This is a genomic window from Rhodococcus sp. 15-725-2-2b (assembly GCF_002259075.1).
In the GTDB taxonomy this organism is placed as follows: Bacteria; Actinomycetota; Actinomycetes; order Mycobacteriales; family Mycobacteriaceae; genus Rhodococcoides.
The window spans coordinates 779,366-795,530 of record NZ_NPFL01000006.1 but is presented as its reverse complement, the minus strand read 5'-3'; the positions used below and the strand labels follow the sequence as shown (position 1 = coordinate 795,530).

Below are 16,165 nucleotides of genomic sequence, written 5' to 3'. Positions count from 1 at the left end.
GGCAACCAGGGTATCCGACGATCGTGACCGCTCTGCCCCGCCAGGTGCCCATCGGCGGGCCCGGTGTCATCGAACGGAACGTCGGAGCAGGTAGGTGTCCATGACCCAGCCGTGCTGGGACTTGACCTGCTCGCGGGCGCTGCGGATCTCACCGAGCACGTCGTCGAGCGGACCTGCCACCAGCTTCTCGTCCACCGTTCCCAGATTGGCACCCCAGTGGATGCCCCATCCTGCGCCGGTCAGCGCGCTGCAGGCCAGGTTGCCGTCGAGCATGACCACGAGGTTGTCGAGGCCGGCGGCGACGTCGCCCGCCAAGTTTCTGCCGGTGGTGATGACGATCGGTCCGCCGATGCGGTTGAGAACGAGGCGATGACTCGCCGCCAGCATCGACACGCTGGAGACACCGGGTGTGACATCGAACTCGATGTCGCCGCGCAACGCGGCCAGCCGCTCGACGACGCGGATGGTGCTGTCGTAGAGCGCGGGGTCGCCCCAGACGAGAAACCCCACGACGGTGCCTCGGTCGAGGCCGTCGAGCACATCGGCGTAGGCGCGGGCGCGGGCGTCGTGCCAATCGAGGACCGCGGTCTCGTATCGCCGGGGTGATCGGTCCCGCGGCGGATCGGGTACCTCGATCACCCGGTAGCTGCCGCCGTGGTGACGCTCCAGTATTTCCTGCCTGGCCGCCCCGAGATCGCCGACCGATGCGCCCTTGTCGGCCACGACGAACACATCCACCGCCCGCAGCTTCTGGATCGCCTGGACGGTGATCTGATCGGGGTGGCCACCGCCGATGCCGATCAGGTGAATCCTCACGATCGGTCCCGGCACGCGTCGTACAGGTGAGATTCGGTGACGACGCGTCGAGCCAGGGCAGGCCCCACCAGAATCACCGCCGCCTGCCGCAGGTCGGCGGCCTCGACCTGGTCGGCGATATCGGCCAGAGTGCCGCGCAGGATCAGCTCGTCCGGCTTGCTGACGTGGAAGACGACGGTGGCCGGGCACTCCGGACCGTAGAACTCCGTCAGTTCCTCGGTCAGGATGCGCGTGCGGGTGATCGCGAGGTGCAGCGCCAGGGTCGCGCGGGTGGCGGCGAAGTTCTTCAGCGCCTCGGTATCGGGCATCGCCGTCGAGCGGGCCTGCGCGCGAGTGAGCACCACCGACTGCGTCACTTCGGGAACCGTCAGCTCGACGCCCAGTGCGGCGGCTGCGGCCGCGTAGGCCGGAACGCCGGGGGTGACGTCCCAGGGCACGCCTGCCGCGTCGAGTCGAGCGGACTGTTCGGCCAGGGCGGAATAGAGGGACGGATCCCCCGAGCACAGGCGAGCGACGTCCTCGCCGCGTTCGTGGGCGGCGACCAGCTCACCGGTGATGGCGTCGAGATCGAGCTTCGCGGTGTCGACCAGGCGGGTGCCTGCCGAGCAGTGGTCGAGGATCGCGTCGTCGATGTAGGTACCGGCGTAGACGCAGACCGGGCTCGATCGCAGGAACTCGACGGCCCGCAGCGTGAGCAGGTCGGCAGCGCCCGGTCCGGCTCCGATGAAGTGCACAGTCACAGCTCGAAAGCGTAGGTGACGCGCCCGACGCGCCGCGCCACCGGAACTTCCCGGGGATAGCTAACTGTCAAGCTAAGGTTTAGCCTTGTGTCTGATGGGACTCATGTTGCTGATGTGATTCATGTTGTTCAGCAATCAGAGATCCTACGACGCGTACCTACCAACAACCAGGGAGTACCGCCTTGCCGAACCGTCGAACGAAGCCGTCGATCGTTCTCGGTGCTGTCGCACTACTGGCCGTCGCGACCCCCTTCGCGGTCGCAGGCCTCACCGACAGCACGACAACCGGAGTTCGACCGGCCAACGAGACAACCCCCGTCACTGTGCCGACCAAGATCGTCGAGACCGCGCTGAGCGCTGCACCGGACATCGTGATTCCGCTGCAGGAGCTCACCGGACTGCCGTTGCCCGATCTGCGGCTCTCCGATCTGAAGTACCTGCCGCTGCCGGATTCCATCGTGATCCCGCCGATCGAGATCCCCGACATCCCGGGTCTCACCACCCCGGCCCCGGGCAACGCGACCGCACAGGCCCCGATTCCTCGGGTAGACGCCTCTGCACCGGTGAACCCCGAAGCCGCCGATCCGACCGGTCCGCCACTCGGTGCCGCGGTCAAGGAGATCACGCAGGACACCCCGTTCAGCATGGTGGCCCTGACCTCCGAGCAGCTCGACGGTGCTTCCGCTCAGATCCGCCGGCAACTGGAGGACGGCTCCTGGGGCCCGTGGCTGCAAACCGCGCCGGTCGATACCACTGCGAGCGACGCCGTTCCCGCTGCGGAAAAGCAGGGCACCGAACCGATCTTCGTCGGACTGACCAAGGCCGTGCAGGTATTGCTGACGCCGATGACGAGCAGTGCAGCTCCCGAAAGCTTCGCAACTGCACCGGTTCCCGAGGTTCCGGTCGTCGAACTGCCTGCTCCCGGCGCTCCGGCCGAGGTTCCCGCTGCCGCGGAACAGCCCTTGGGCTACACCCCGGCGTCATCGAGCAAGCCACTGCGCCAACAGGATCCGGCTCCGGCCGATCCCGCGGCCCCGGCACCCGAGTCCGACAGCTCGGCCGAACAGCTGGCCGCGGCCGTGAACGACATCAGCGCGGTACTCATCACCCCCGGCACGTCGCCCGCCGACTCGGCACTGAGCGACCTCGCCACTCCCGTCGCCGGTGACGCAGGCCCGAACGTGATCACCCGCGCTCAGTGGGGTGCCGACGAGTCGATCCGTTGCGCCACACCGACGATCGACGACTTCATCGGTGGTGCCACCGTGCATCACACCGCAGGCAGCAACGACTACTCCAAGTCCGAATCGGCCGAAATCGTCCGAGCCATCTACGCGTACCACGCGCAGACGCTCGGCTGGTGCGACATCGGGTACAACGCCATCGTCGACAAGTACGGTCAGATCTTCGAGGGCCGCGCGGGCGGTCTGGACAAGCCGGTTCAGGGTGCCCACGCGGGCGGGTTCAACGAGAACACCGTCGGTGTGGCCATGATGGGCGACTACTCCAACGAGGATCCCTCGCAGGAGACCATCGATTCGGTCGGCAAGTTCCTCGGATGGCGACTCGGCAAGGCCGGTCTCGACCCCAAGGGCACCACCACGATGACCTCGGAGGGAACGAATTTCACGTTCGTCGGCAAGGGCAAGAGCATCGACCTGCCGGTAATCTTCGGTCACCGCGACGTCGGCAACACCGAATGCCCGGGTGACGCCGGATACGCGCGGCTCGGAGAGATCCGCGACATCGCTGCGGCGAACCTCGGCGGCGGCGGAGATGCCACTCCGGTCTCGCCCGACGTGACCGACACAGCTCCCGATACCGCAGTGACCGACGCGGCACCGTCCCGTCCGGGCACCGACGTCAGTTCCACTCTGGGCGAGAACATCCCGGCCCTGGTCGCCGAGTTGCAGCGTCTGGCGTCGACCAGTCCCGTCGCTCAGAAGTGGTTGTCCTCGGGCGGCGAAACCGGTGCGCTGGGCGTACCGGTGAGCGGTCTGGTGCAGGTCAGCGGTGGCCGCGAGAAGGCGCAGTTCGCCAACGGTGAGATCATCACCAACATGGCAGGCCAGGCCGTGGCCGTCATCGGCAAGATCTTCCAGCAGTACGTGCAGCAGGGTGGCGTCGACGGCGTGCTCGGTCTGCCGCTCACCGACGAGTTCCGGGTGCCGGAGGGCCTCCGGACCGACTTCGAGAACGGCTCGCTGATCTTCAACGAGCTCACCGGAATCGTGACCACGGTGATCAAGACGTACAACGACACCTACAACGCGGAGATGCAGAACCCCGTTGCAGCACCGGTGGAACCGGCCCCTGTGCCCGCTCCCGCACCGGAGCCCGCACCCGCAGGCTGAGATTCACCAGCGAAAGGGCCGAGTCACCGTGGTGACTCGGCCCTTTCGCGTTCCGGTACTACACCTTCGTGCCCAGCGTGGCGACGCGTCACCACCAGCGTTCGAGGACGTGCGCCACTCCGTCCTCTGCGTTGGTGACGGTCACCTCGTTCGCCGCCGCGACGGCAGCCGGATGCGCGTTACCCATCGCGACACCCAGTCCCACCATCGTCAACATCGGGACGTCGTTGGGCATGTCGCCGAAGGCCACGATGTCCTTAACGTCCACCGACAGGGTCTCGGCGACCTTGGCCAGACCCGACGCCTTGGTGATTCCCGGTGCCGAGAGCTCGATCAGTCCGTTGTCGGTGGAGAACGTCAGGTCGGCGCGACCGGAGATCAGCGGGGACAGGATGTCTGCCATGTGTCCGCTGGTGGAGCCGGAAAGGCGAATCAGCAGCTTCACGGCCGGAACGTCGACCACGTCGTCCTCGGTCATCTCGACGTTGTCCGGGTTCAGCCAGGCGTGCTCGTAGCCCGGGGAGCTGACGAACTGCGGGGTGGCCGAGTCGTGTGCCGTCCGGCCCACCCGCTCCGCGGCCAGCCCGCAGCCCGGCAGTGCGCGATAGGCGACGTCGGCCAACCACTGCAGTGTCTGCACCGAGAGCGTCTCGGCGCTGAGCACGCGATCGTTGGCGGCGTCGTAGATGACCGCTCCGTTGGCGCACACCGACATCGGCGCGTATCCCAACTGATCGACGACAGGGTGGATCCACCGCGGCGGGCGGCCGGTGGACAGCACGAACGGCACACCGTCGGCGACGACGGCCGACACGGCACGCCTGGTGCGTTCGGTGACACGCTCGTGCTGGTCGAGCAGAGTGCCGTCGACGTCGCTGGCGACGAGACGGGGGGCGAGGCGGGTGGTGTTCGGCGCGTTGGTCATCGTGACGTCATTCTGCCCTAGTGTCGAGGTGACCTGTCTTCGACGTGGAAGGAACGGTAGATGACATCTGTGAACCGTCAGATCCGATTGGCTCAGCGCCCGGTGGGACGTCCCGACGAGTCGACGTGGAACCTCACCGAGGAACCGATTCCCACGCCGGGCGACGGCGAGTTCGTCGTCACCGTCGACTACGTCTCTCTCGACCCGGCGATGCGGGGATGGCTCAACGATGCGCGCTCGTACGTACCGCCCGTCGGGATCGGCGAGGTGATGCGGGCGCACGCCGTGGGACGGGTGCTGGAATCCCACCACCCCGATTATGCTGTCGGAGAGATCGTTTCGGGCTCGTTCGGCGTCACCGAGCACGCACTGTCGGACGGCACGGGGGTGCAGAAGGTCGACGAATCCATCGCACCGGCACCCACGTGGCTCGGAGCGCTCGGCTTCCCAGGACTGACGGCGTACTTCGGCCTGATGGACGTCGGCAAGCTCACCGAGGGCGACACCGTGGTGATCTCCGGAGCCGCGGGCGCCGTGGGCAGCATCGCGGGCCAGATCGCAAAAGCCAAGGGAGCCACTGTGATCGGCATTGCGGGTGGTCCCGAGAAGTGCGCGTGGCTCACCGAGGAACTGGGTTTCGACGCAGCGATCGACTACAAGAACGAATCGGTGTACAAGGGCCTGAAGGCAGCTGCACCCGAGGGCATCGACGTGTATTTCGACAACGTCGGCGGTGAGATCCTCGACGCGGCCCTCTCACGGCTGCGCAAGGGAGCGCGAGTGGTGTTGTGCGGAGCCATCTCCGGCTACAACGCCACCGATCCGCAACCCGGCCCGGCGCACTACCTGTCCCTGTTGATCAATCGGGCGTCGATGACGGGCTTCATCATCTTCGACTACCTCGATCGCTACCAGGAGGGCATCGACGCACTGTCCGAACTGCTCACCAGCGGCAAGATGACGGCGCGGGAGCAGATCGAGATCGGCGGCGTCCCCGCCTTCGGATCGACACTGAACCTGCTGTTCGACGGAGCCAACACCGGCAAACTGGTCCTCGAGGTCGGAGAACGCACCCACGATTCGGAATTATGAGGACGCCTCGTTCGTTGAACCCCACGTATCGATCGATAAAGAGCTAGGAGAGCAACGATGTCTGCAGCCACCGAAACCGCCATTCTCGCCGGAGGATGCTTCTGGGGAGCCGAAGAGCTCGTCCGCAAGCTCCCGGGCGTGATCTCCACCCGCGTCGGCTACACCGGCGGCGAGGTCCCCAACGCGACCTACCGCAACCACGGCAACCACGCCGAGGGACTGGAGGTCGTCTACGACCCCACCCAGACGACGTACCGCGATCTGCTCGAGTTCTTCTTCCAGATCCACGACCCCACCACCAAGAACCGTCAGGGCAACGACATCGGTGCCAGCTACCGCTCGGCCATCTTCTACCTCACCGACGAGCAGAAGCGCGTCGCCGAGGACACCATTGCCGACGTCGACGCGTCGGGACTGTGGCCAGGCAAGGTCGTCACCGAGGTGACCGCGGCCGGAGATTTCTGGGAAGCCGAGCCCGAGCACCAGGACTACCTGCAGAAGTACCCCGAGGGTTACACCTGCCACTGGGTGCGCCCGGAGTGGAAGCTGCCGCGTCGGGCCGACGCCTGACGGTCCAGCGGCTGCGCCCCGAGTGCGCGGGCGGGGCCTGCGGTCGTCCCGCAGGCTCCATCCCGGTCTCGTAGCAAGGGTCGAACTACCGCGCACACGGGAGCCGAACTTGCGACACTGATGCGGTGACCTCCGACAGAACCCCTCGGTCGATGGCCGACGTCCTTCGTTCGCCGCGTTTCTGGCTCGCGCCCATCCTGGTGGTCTCGGCCCTGATGTCGTTTCTCGCCGCGCTGTATCTGGGCGGCGTGCTCGACCCCAGGGGCAATCTGCACGACCTACCCATCGCAATCGTCAACCAGGACGAGGGCGACACCCTCGCGGGCGAGCAACGCAACATAGGCAACGACATCGTCGAGGGTCTGCTACAGAACGTCGATCCGGACAAGGTCGATTTCATGGAAGTCGGCCCGGCGCAGGCACAATCGCTGCTGTCGACGGCCGAGGCCTACGGTTCCATCGTCATTCCCAGCGATTTCACCAAGCGAATGGGAATCCTCGCTCAGGCGAGCGTGATTCCCGGGGACGTCGAGAAGCCGATCATCACGGTCTACACCAATCCACGCGCGGGCAGTTTCGGAATGTCACTCGTGACCGGTGTCGCAACACCGGCGTTCGAGTCGGTCAATGAAACTGTGGGACAGCAGATCACCGAACAGGTACGCCAACAGCTCGGCGAGACTCAGCTCGCCGGTGCAAGTGCTCTCACCCTCGCGCAGCCGATCGATGTGATCGTTGCCCAGTACGATCCTCTGCCCGACGGCACCGGCGGTGGCCTGTCCGCCTTCTACTACGCGCTCTTGCTCGTCCTGGCGGGGTTCACGGGTGCGACCATCGTCAGCGCACTCGTCGACGGCCTGCTCGGATTCACGCCCACAGAGATCGGTCCCAAGTACATCCATCGGGGACCGACCCTGATCAACCGCTTCCAGACGCTGCTCGTGAAGTGGCTCGTCATGGTCGTACTGGCCATGCTGGTGTCTGCCCTGTATCTGCTGATCAGCCATCTGCTCGGTATGCCGATCACCCACGCCTGGACCCTGTGGATGTACGGCGCGTTCGCGATCACCGCGGTCGGCATCACGGCATTGGCGGTGATGTCCGCATTCGGCACGGCAGGACTGCTGATCAATCTGATCGTGTTCATCATCCTGGCGTTGCCGTCCTCGGGTGGCACCATTCCCCTCGAAGCCAGCCCGCGGCTCTTCACCTGGCTCGCGCAGTTCGAGCCGATGCATCAGATCTTCCTCGGCACCCGCTCGATCCTGTACTTCAACGCCTCACTCGACGCAGGCCTGCTGCACTCGGTGGGGATGACGTCCCTCGGACTGCTCATCGGGCTCGTGTTCGGCGTGGTGTTCACCCGCATCTACGACCGCAAAGGCCTCGACCGGAGCCTCGATTCACCGGGCGCTCTCAGCTGACGCCAGTACACTCGCTCCAATGCTTGCTGTGAACACGGCCGGGAGCGTGGCACCACGACGCGCCTTCCACGCTTACCTCGACGTCGCCATCGTCGTCCTCGTACTCGTGGGCACCAACCTCATCGCGCACTTCACCACGGTGTGGGCCAGCATCGCGACGGTTCCGATCGCCGCTGTTCTGCTGGTCGTCCTGGCGAACCGTCGCGGTCTGGGGTGGGCCGAACTGGGACTGTCTCCCAAGCAGTGGAAGACCGGATCTCTGTACGCACTCGGAGCCGTCGGGGTCGTCCTCACCGTCGTCGCGATCGGTGCGTTGCTGCCGCTGACTCGGCCGTTCTTCATGGCCGACCGATACGCAACCGTATCCGCCGCCATCGTCGCGTCGATGATCGTCATTCCGCTGCAGACCGTCATCCCGGAGGAACTCGCATTCCGCGGGGTTCTGCACGGCACGCTCGGGCGCATCTACGGAGCTCGCGGCGTGTTCGCTGCAGGATCTCTGCTGTTCGGTCTGTGGCACATCGCGTCGTCGCTCGGGTTGACGGCGGGCAACGTGGGTCTGAGCGGATTTCTCGGCGGCGGGCTGTTCGGGCAGATAGTCGGTATCGCGCTGGCCGTGGTGGCCACTGCGGCGGCGGGTGTGGTGTTCACCTGGCTGCGCAGCCGTAGCGGAAGTTTGATCGCCCCTATCGCCCTGCACTGGTCGTTGAACGGACTCGGCGCGCTGGCTGCCGCTCTGGTCTGGCACGCGTCGGTGAGCTGACGAGCATGGGCGAGCTGACCAGCATGAAAGACGAGCTGCACCAGTACCTACGGATCGCACGCGAGAACATGCTGTGGAAGCTCGACGGTCTCACCGAGTACCAGAAACGACGGCCGATGACGCCGACGGGGACGAATCTCCTGGGTCTGATCAAGCACCTGGCGATCGTCGAGTACGGCTACTTCGGCCTGACCTTCGGCCGAGAATTCCCGGCCAGATTCACCGAGCTGGAGAAATCAGCTGTCGCGCAAGCGAACTCCGATATGTGGGCAGCCGCCGACGAATCCTCCGAGTTCATCGTCGACCTGTATCGCGAGGCCTGGCTTCACGCCGACAAGACCATCGAATCGAACGACCTCGATACCGTCGGACGCGTACTGCACTGGCCCGCCGAGAAGCAGGAAGTCACGTTGCACCGCGTTCTGGTGCATGTGTGCATCGAAACGAATCGACATGCCGGGCATGCAGACATCGTGCGCGAACTGATCGACGATTCCGTCGGGCTGCGACTGGGGAACGAAAACATGGTCGACGGTGATGCAGCATGGTGGGCCGCCTATCGAGATGAACTGGAACGTGTTGCGCAAGAAGCTGATCAGTAATTCGCTTTGAGCATCACCCCCCCCCCTGGACTGCTCGGCCACCGAGATTCGGTGCATCTGCGTTCATCGATCCCCTACCATGGGATACCGACAAGTTCGGATCCACGAATAGTTAAGCAGGACAACAGTTTTCGATTCAACAATGATTGTCATTCGAACGCGCGTTCGATACACTTCATGGCATGACCACAGCGATCTGGCAACTGAGCGAGGCAGAACTCCTCGCCGACGCCGCCACGGTCTCCCACCAAATTCAGCTGCTCGAAGCCCGACGCATCGCCCTCGTCGCCGAAATCGACACCCGCGTCTCCCGCGAAAAACTCGGCTTCCCCGGCCCCGCCGGCTGGCTCACCTCCACCACCCTGCTCTCACCGTCCAAGGCCACCAAGATCGTCGCCCTCGCCCGCGGACTGAAGAACTTCCCCGACATCGCCGACGCCGTGAACGCAGGAGTCATGTCCGTCGATCACGCCGCGTTGATCCTCACCTTCGCCGAAACCCCACCGAAGAACCTCCCGCAGAAAGGCCAGGACATAGCGCGGAAAGCGATGATCGCCGCCGCGACCGGGCCCGACGCACGCACCGGCCGGATCCGCGAAGCCATCACCAACCTCAACGACAGATTCGGCGGCAAAAAGCCACCTCCCGAGGACACCGACCGCAACGAATTCTTCGCCTCCAAGACCCTCAACGGCCGGCTGGTACTCAAGGGAGACTTCGATGCGATCACCGGAGAAAAGCTGCTCACCGCACTCTCACCGCTGACCGAACCCCGCCCCGCTGCCGACGGCGACGAGACACCCAAAACCGGAGACGACCGCAGCCCCGCCAAGCGACGAGCCGACGCCTTCGGACACATCCTCGACCAGTACCTCGCCTCCAGTGATCGACCCATCGAAGGCGGTGAACGCCCGCACCTGAACCTGCACATCAGCCTGCGCGATCTCGCCGACCTTCGCGACAGTGCCGACGCAGACGACATCGCCGACGACGAAACCACGCGCGCTGCAGCCGAATCCGACACAGAAGCAGGCGATCCGGTCGACATCAACACCGGTAGCCCCATCATCGACGACGCACCAACCGAGCCGGAAAACGGCAGTGGCAGTGGCAGTGGCAGTGGCAGTGACCGGCGTGCAACGGATCGCGGCGCATACAGGGACCTGTTCGGCGACGGCACCACCGTCGGGTGGCTCCCCTGGATGGGACCACTCTCCCGCAACACCTCCCTCCAACTCGCCTGCGATTGCGTCCTCACTGCGATCGTCATGGACGAGCACGGCTCACCGATCAACCTCGCCCGCACCGCACGCACCGTCACCGCCAAACAACGCAAAGCCCTCATCGCCCGCGATCACGGTTGCGCTTTCCCCGGCTGCGGAAAACCCGCCGCCTGGACCGAAGGACACCACATCCGGCACTGGGGCGACGGCGGACCCACCGACATGAACAACCTCGTCCTCCTGTGCGCATTCCACCACCGACTCCTCCACCACTCCGACTGGGAAGTGTTCATCGGCGTCGACAACCACCCGTGGTTCGTGCCACCCGCCACCGTCGACCCGTACCGACAACCCCGACCATCTCACGCCCGCGCAGGCCCCCACATCGCCTGCGCCTGCCCACACGAACCGCAGAAACAATCCAGCCCCGCACCGAGAACACGGTGCGGGGCTGGAAGAGGTTGGTTCAGGAACCCGAGGGAGCTGCCGGCGGAGCGGGAGGAGTCGCGCCATCGGCCGGAGCAGGCGGCGTCACACCGTCACCCTCAGCACCCGGTGTGGGCGGAGCGGGCGGCGTCGCACCGTCAGCCGGGGCAGGCGGCGTCGCACCGTCAGCCGGGGCGCACAGAGGAGCAGGTCCACCCTTGCCCGGGCCACCCTCAGCTGGTCCACCCGGCCCACCCTTGCCCGGACCCCCGGCGGGCGGTGCAGGCGGAGTTGCCCCGTCCCCCGGTGCCGGAGGAGTGGCACCGTCCGCCGGTACCGGAGGAGTTGCCCCGTCCGCCGGTGCCGGAGGAGTTGCGCCGTCCGCAGATCCTGGCGGTGTCGGAACGGCGGGCACCGTCGATCCGTCACCGGAGTCCGGGGTTGCCGGCACCGCAGGTACATCCGACCCGCCACCGCCGTCGGTCCGCTGTCCGAGGGTCGACGACGACGCCACCGTGGAGACTCCGGGTGAGACGTCCGGACCGGTGGCAGCGAAGACTGCCGACGCCACCAGCGCTCCTACTGCGAGTCCCGCTGCGGCCGTCGCCACCATCGGCACCCGTCCCTTCCGCCGCTTCGGTTGGGTCTCTCGAACCGCGTTCCCGGGGACTGGCTCCGGGTTCGATGCGGCGGGGATCGGTTGAGTCTGATCGTTCACGTTCACTCCTTGTTCGAGTCTCTGTCGTTCGTTTCGGTCTGTCATCGACCCTGCCGCCGCTAGCTGAAGTCACCCTGAAGCCGGCCGCATCTTCAGGATCACTTCAGCTGGTGGGTGACAATCGAGGCATGACATACAGTTCCGCTCCCCGGGTGATGGTGGTGGAGGACTCGCTACCTATCCGAGAGGCGCTGGTCGCCGCGTTCGAGGACGCGGGATTCACCGCTGCGTCCTTGCCCGACGGTGACGACTTCGACACCACGATGGCAGGCTTTCGCCCCGATGTCGTGATTCTCGACGTCATGCTGCCCGGTGCGCGGGACGGGTTCGCGTTGATCGACGTCGTCCGCCAGAGCAGCGATGCAGGAATCATCATGGTCACCGCGAAGGATCAGTTGGAGGACCGCCTGCGCGGATTGAGCGACGGCGCAGACGACTACGTGGTCAAGCCGTTTCAGCTCGACGAGGTGGTCGCGCGAGCGAGATCGGTGCTGCGTAGACGCGGCAGATCCTCGGACGCAATCCAAGTGGGCGATCTATTGGTGGACGAATCCGCGGGGGTCGTCACGCGCGCCGGTCACGTCCTCGACCTGACGGCCACCGAACTCCGGTTGGCGACCTTCCTCGTCGCGCAACGCGGTCGCACGGTCTCGAAAACGTCCATCCTCGAATCGGTCTGGGGCTACGGCGCGTATGACGGCAATCTGGTGGAGGTGCATGTCAGTGCGTTGCGTCGCAAGATGGAAGCCCATGGGCCACGGTTGATCCACACTGTCCGCGGCCTCGGTTACGCTCTGCGGGCCCCGCAGTGAACCGCACACCCACGCCCTCGTTGCGTACCCGCGTGGTCGCCACCGTCGTCGTGCTGTTCGCAATATTGCTGGTGATCGTCGGGTCGTCGGTGGATGTCGTTCTCGGTCAACAGCTTCGGCGTGATCTGGAGGCCCGGTTGACCGACAGGGCATCCCGTGCGGTCGAGCTGGTGGACAGCGGCGTCGGGCCCGGTGATCTGGTGCAGGCGTTGCAGGGCGACGCCATCCGGGTTCGCGTCACCGCCGCCGACGGCACGGTGTACGGCGCACCCGGCAGCGGACCGCCCGGCCCGGATATCAGGCCCGCGACCCCGGCTCCGCCCGCCGGCCAGTCGAAGGCTCCCAGCCCTGCCGGTCCACCCGATCCTCCTGCCCCGCCGTCGGATTCGTTGGAAATCACCGAGCCCCTGCCCGATGGATCGACGCTGTCACTGCTCGGCGACACCACCGCGATCGCAGATGTGCGCCGACAATTGCGCATTCTCATGGTGGGTGCCGGTGCAGTCACTCTGCTACTGGCCGCCGCCGCATTGATCTACGCGGTCAGGCGCGCCTTGTCCCCCCTGGACTCGATGACGTCGGTCGCACGCCGAATCACCAACGGCGACAGAGGGCGACGACTACTGCCGTCCAAGCCGAAGACCGACCTGGGCCGCACCGCATCGGCCGTCGACGAGATGCTCGACGCCCTCGAGGATGCCGAGCGCAAGGAAGCTGCGGCAGCCCAGTCGGCGCGTCGGGCAGAGGAGGACATGCGCCGATTCCTGGCCGACGCGGCACACGAACTGCGCACACCGGTGGCCGGGATCTCGGCGCTGGCCCAGTCGTTGCAGCGCGACGCGGAGCACCGCCCCGATCGGGTCGGCAGGTGGAGCGACTTGCTGGTCGGCGAGTCCGCCAGGGCCTCGCGTCTGGTGGGCGACATGCTCGATTCCGTTCGTGCAGAGAACACTTCGGAGCTGGAGTTGTCCGACGCGGATCTCGCCGACGTGGTTCGACGCACCGTCGAGCGTGCTGCACTGCTGTCCCCGCAGGTCCGGTTCGAGGTCGACGCCTCGCAACCGGTGCCGGTCAGGGTGGACGTCGGCCGCATCGAGCAAGTTCTGTCGAACGTACTCGACAACGCCGCTCGCTTCACGCCGCCGGACGGTAGCGTCCGAGTGACGACAGGAACCGATTCACAGGCGTTCGTCACCGTCGACGACGACGGTCCCGGTGTCGCCGAAGCCGATCGTGAGCGGATCTTCGAGCGGCTCGTGCGGCTGAATGCTGCGCGTGACCGTTCTTCCGGCGGCGTCGGGCTCGGGTTGTCCATAGCGCGCACGCTGGCGCGCGCTCATGGCGGCGAACTCGTCTGTGCCGCAGGGCCTACCGGCGCGCGGTTCCGACTGACACTTCCTGGCCCCACGGGTCGTTCCGCGGGCTCCACTCCGGCGAACCACCGATAGCTACTCGACGATCAAATCCATCAACAGGCTGTCGTGCCAGCCGCTCGGGCCCTTCTCGTATCGACGCATGATCCCGACCGGCTCGAATCCGACTGCGCTGTAACAGGCTATCGCTGCCGCGTTGTCGGCAGCGGGGTCGATCACCACACGATGATGCCCCAGTTCGGCGGTCAGGTACCGCACCAGCGTGCCCACGGCGTCCTTTCCGACGCCGCGGCCGTGCACTGCCGGGTCGAGGAAGATATCGATCGACGCGTGCCGGTACATCGGATCGGTCTCCTCGCCGTACTGGATCAATCCCACTGGTGCGCCGTCCAATTCGACGACCAGACGCTTCTCGTCGGGGTTGTCGAACGGCCAATTCTCGTCGGCGTCCTCGTCGCCCCATCGCGCGTACACCTCGGGGGTGTGCAGTATTCGGCGTAGCTCCGGCACATCCTCGGTGGTGACGGGCCGCAACACGACCCGTTCACCACGGAGGTTCATCGCGTGGCTCTACTCGGCCCGCTTGGCCGCACGCGCGGCGAGGTCCTGGGCATCGAGCTTGTCTGCCTCTTCGAGGGTCGGTGCGCTGCCGCCCAATCGCGCAGGCACCCAGTAGGCCCCTGCCTCGTGGTGATAGTTCTCCTGAAGTTCGAGCAGCATCTTCTGCATCACCGTGCGCAGCTTCTCGGTCAGTTCGTTCGGCGGACCAACGGGCGGTAGCGGTTCACCGACGGCGATCGAGATAGGAGTGTTTGTGCGGCCCAACCGTTTCGGGTATCCCTTGGTCCACACGCGCTGTGCGCCCCAGATGACCGTCGGGATGATCGGCACGCCTGCCTCGATGGCCATGCGCGCCGCGCCGGACTTGAATTCCTTGATCTCGAAGCTGCGGCTGATGGTCGCCTCCGGGTACACGCCCACGAGTTCACCGTTGCGCAGGCTCTGGACCGCCGACTTGTACGACTCCGCACCGGCCCCTCGATCGACGGGGATGTGCCGCAGTGCACGCATGATCGGGCCGGAGATCTTGTTGTCGAAGACTTCCTTCTTCGCCATGAATCGGATGTAGCGCTTCACCCGTCGTGGCGGTAGCCCGGCGTATGTGAAGTCCATGTATCCGGTGTGGTTGACGGCGATGACGGCTCCGCCGGTGGCAGGGATGTGTTCCTCGCCCTCGACGTCGAATTTCAGGCCCTCGAACGCGAACACTGCACGAGCGATGCCGATGACTGATCGATAGACGGGTTCCACAGTCCGTTAGCGTAGTCGGTGGACGATGTCGGAGAAAAGGTCCGGGAGATGACAGGTCCGGTCGAAAGCAACGGGGGAGAGACGACGTGAAGAACAGTGCGGCACCACCACGGCGGACCATGGTCGTCCGGACCGCGCTGCCGCTGATCGCAACGCTCGCGCTGGTGGGAGCCTGTGATTCCGCAGTCGGACTGCCGTCCGAACAGTCCGGAGCCTCGAGCACCACCACCGAGACAGCGGCGTCGACGACAACTCCGACCACAGCCTCCGCGACCACCGCGACGCCCCCACCGATCCCGCCAGGCCCACCCGTCGGCGAGGTTCCCGGAAACCCCGACGCCGCGATGGCGCTGCGTCCGTTCGTGGGCGACCTCACCGGCGGCGGAATCGGCGTCGTCACGGTGCGGTGCTGGACGGTTCCGCCCACCGACATTCCGACGATGTACGTCGACCCCGCAGCGATCCTCGCTGCCGTTGCCGCCCCCGGCGTCGACGGCCAGTACGCGGTCACCTGGACCGGGCCCACCGCAACGGTCAGAGTGAAGCGCAGTGAGATCGCGTCCGGCTACGCGTGCCCCACTGTCTACCCCACCGGCACCGCCCCCGTGTTCGACGCGGCAGACGCGGTCTACACCGTCGATCGCTACCTGGGACGTCTCGCCGGGACTCCGGTCAACCTCGGCGATGTGGAAGAGACGTACCCGATCGTGTGCGACGGCCGTCGGACCTGGGATGCGCTCGGGACCGGCGTTCCCACTGCCCCGCCACTGGTGGACAATCCCGACATCCTGCCCGGCATCACCTCGTTCGACCCCGACAGCGTGTTCGTCACCGGGCAGAACGGCATCTACACCCAGGTCAACGCAGACATCGTCGACGCGTCCGGGGTGTACCAGAACCGCACGTTCGTACTGGCCATCGGCGGCGAGGGCTACTGCATCGGCGATATCGCCTGAGCCGACCGGACTAGCGCAGGAGTGGAGCCTGCGGAACGACCCAACTAGCGCAGGAGTGGA

14 protein-coding genes and 1 pseudogene are annotated in these 16,165 nt (G+C 66.0%); 10 read left to right on the top strand and 5 right to left on the bottom strand.

Annotated elements, in window-relative coordinates; genetic code table 11:
• Positions 1-66 precede the first annotated feature (66 nt).
• Positions 67-819: a precorrin-6A synthase (deacetylating) gene (gene cobF, locus CH306_RS09660; protein WP_218828387.1), complete on the bottom strand. Its 753-nt coding sequence runs from the start codon at positions 817-819 to the stop codon at positions 67-69.
• On the bottom strand, positions 813-1,556 hold the full coding sequence (cobM, locus tag CH306_RS09655; RefSeq protein ID WP_094646372.1) for a precorrin-4 C(11)-methyltransferase: 744 nt from the start codon (positions 1,554-1,556) through the stop codon (positions 813-815). The genes cobF and cobM overlap by 7 nt, the downstream gene beginning before the upstream one ends.
• A 182-nt stretch (positions 1,557-1,738) precedes the next feature.
• On the opposite strand from cobM, the gene CH306_RS09650 reads away from it, so the two are divergent.
• Entirely contained in the window at positions 1,739-3,910 is a 2,172-nt protein-coding gene (locus CH306_RS09650; RefSeq protein ID WP_045197986.1) for an N-acetylmuramoyl-L-alanine amidase, read from the top strand.
• Positions 3,911-3,998: 88 nt separating this feature from the next.
• Here CH306_RS09650 and CH306_RS09645 read toward each other — a convergent pair whose 3' ends face one another.
• Positions 3,999-4,835, bottom strand: a complete 837-nt coding sequence (locus CH306_RS09645; protein ID WP_045197985.1) for a Cof-type HAD-IIB family hydrolase — start codon at positions 4,833-4,835, stop codon at positions 3,999-4,001.
• A 60-nt stretch (positions 4,836-4,895) separates the two neighbouring features.
• On the opposite strand from CH306_RS09645, the gene CH306_RS09640 reads away from it, so the two are divergent.
• The 8 genes and pseudogenes from CH306_RS09640 to CH306_RS09605 all read left to right on the top strand — a co-directional run bounded on the left by CH306_RS09640 (position 4,896) and on the right by CH306_RS09605 (position 13,913).
• Positions 4,896-5,927 (top strand): NADP-dependent oxidoreductase, encoded by a 1,032-nt coding sequence (locus CH306_RS09640; protein ID WP_094646371.1) that lies wholly within the window; start codon positions 4,896-4,898, stop codon positions 5,925-5,927.
• A gap of 57 nt (positions 5,928-5,984) precedes the next feature.
• Complete coding sequence (msrA, locus tag CH306_RS09635; RefSeq protein ID WP_032396445.1) at positions 5,985-6,497, top strand: peptide-methionine (S)-S-oxide reductase MsrA; 513 nt, start codon at positions 5,985-5,987, stop codon at positions 6,495-6,497.
• 152 nt (positions 6,498-6,649) lie between these two features.
• Positions 6,650-7,921 (top strand): YhgE/Pip domain-containing protein, encoded by a 1,272-nt coding sequence (locus CH306_RS09630; protein WP_094646370.1) that lies wholly within the window; start codon positions 6,650-6,652, stop codon positions 7,919-7,921.
• A gap of 19 nt (positions 7,922-7,940) precedes the next feature.
• Positions 7,941-8,684, top strand: a complete 744-nt coding sequence (locus tag CH306_RS09625) for a CPBP family intramembrane glutamic endopeptidase (RefSeq protein WP_032396447.1) — start codon at positions 7,941-7,943, stop codon at positions 8,682-8,684.
• A 5-nt stretch (positions 8,685-8,689) separates the two neighbouring features.
• On the top strand, positions 8,690-9,286 hold the full coding sequence (locus CH306_RS09620) for a DinB family protein (RefSeq protein WP_256981113.1): 597 nt from the start codon (positions 8,690-8,692) through the stop codon (positions 9,284-9,286).
• Between the two features lie 182 nt (positions 9,287-9,468).
• Positions 9,469-10,899 (top strand): annotated as a pseudogene (locus tag CH306_RS09615) (DUF222 domain-containing protein); the annotation flags it as partial.
• Positions 10,900-11,619: 720 nt separating this feature from the next.
• Positions 11,620-12,465 carry a response regulator transcription factor gene (locus CH306_RS09610; protein WP_179272831.1) on the top strand — a complete coding sequence of 282 codons (846 nt, stop codon included), beginning with the start codon at positions 11,620-11,622 and terminating at the stop codon, positions 12,463-12,465.
• A complete protein-coding gene (locus CH306_RS09605; protein ID WP_094646369.1) occupies positions 12,462-13,913 on the top strand; it encodes a sensor histidine kinase in 1,452 nt (483 codons plus the stop codon). Before CH306_RS09610 ends, CH306_RS09605 begins: the two co-directional genes overlap by 4 nt.
• Here CH306_RS09605 and CH306_RS09600 read toward each other — a convergent pair whose 3' ends face one another.
• A complete protein-coding gene (locus CH306_RS09600) occupies positions 13,914-14,399 on the bottom strand; it encodes a GNAT family N-acetyltransferase (protein WP_032396452.1) in 486 nt (161 codons plus the stop codon).
• 9 nt (positions 14,400-14,408) lie between these two features.
• Positions 14,409-15,149 (bottom strand): lysophospholipid acyltransferase family protein, encoded by a 741-nt coding sequence (locus CH306_RS09595; RefSeq protein WP_094631858.1) that lies wholly within the window; start codon positions 15,147-15,149, stop codon positions 14,409-14,411.
• A gap of 86 nt (positions 15,150-15,235) precedes the next feature.
• On the opposite strand from CH306_RS09595, the gene CH306_RS09590 reads away from it, so the two are divergent.
• Positions 15,236-16,105 carry a hypothetical protein gene (locus tag CH306_RS09590; protein WP_256981111.1) on the top strand — a complete coding sequence of 290 codons (870 nt, stop codon included), beginning with the start codon at positions 15,236-15,238 and terminating at the stop codon, positions 16,103-16,105.
• Positions 16,106-16,165 lie beyond the last annotated feature (60 nt).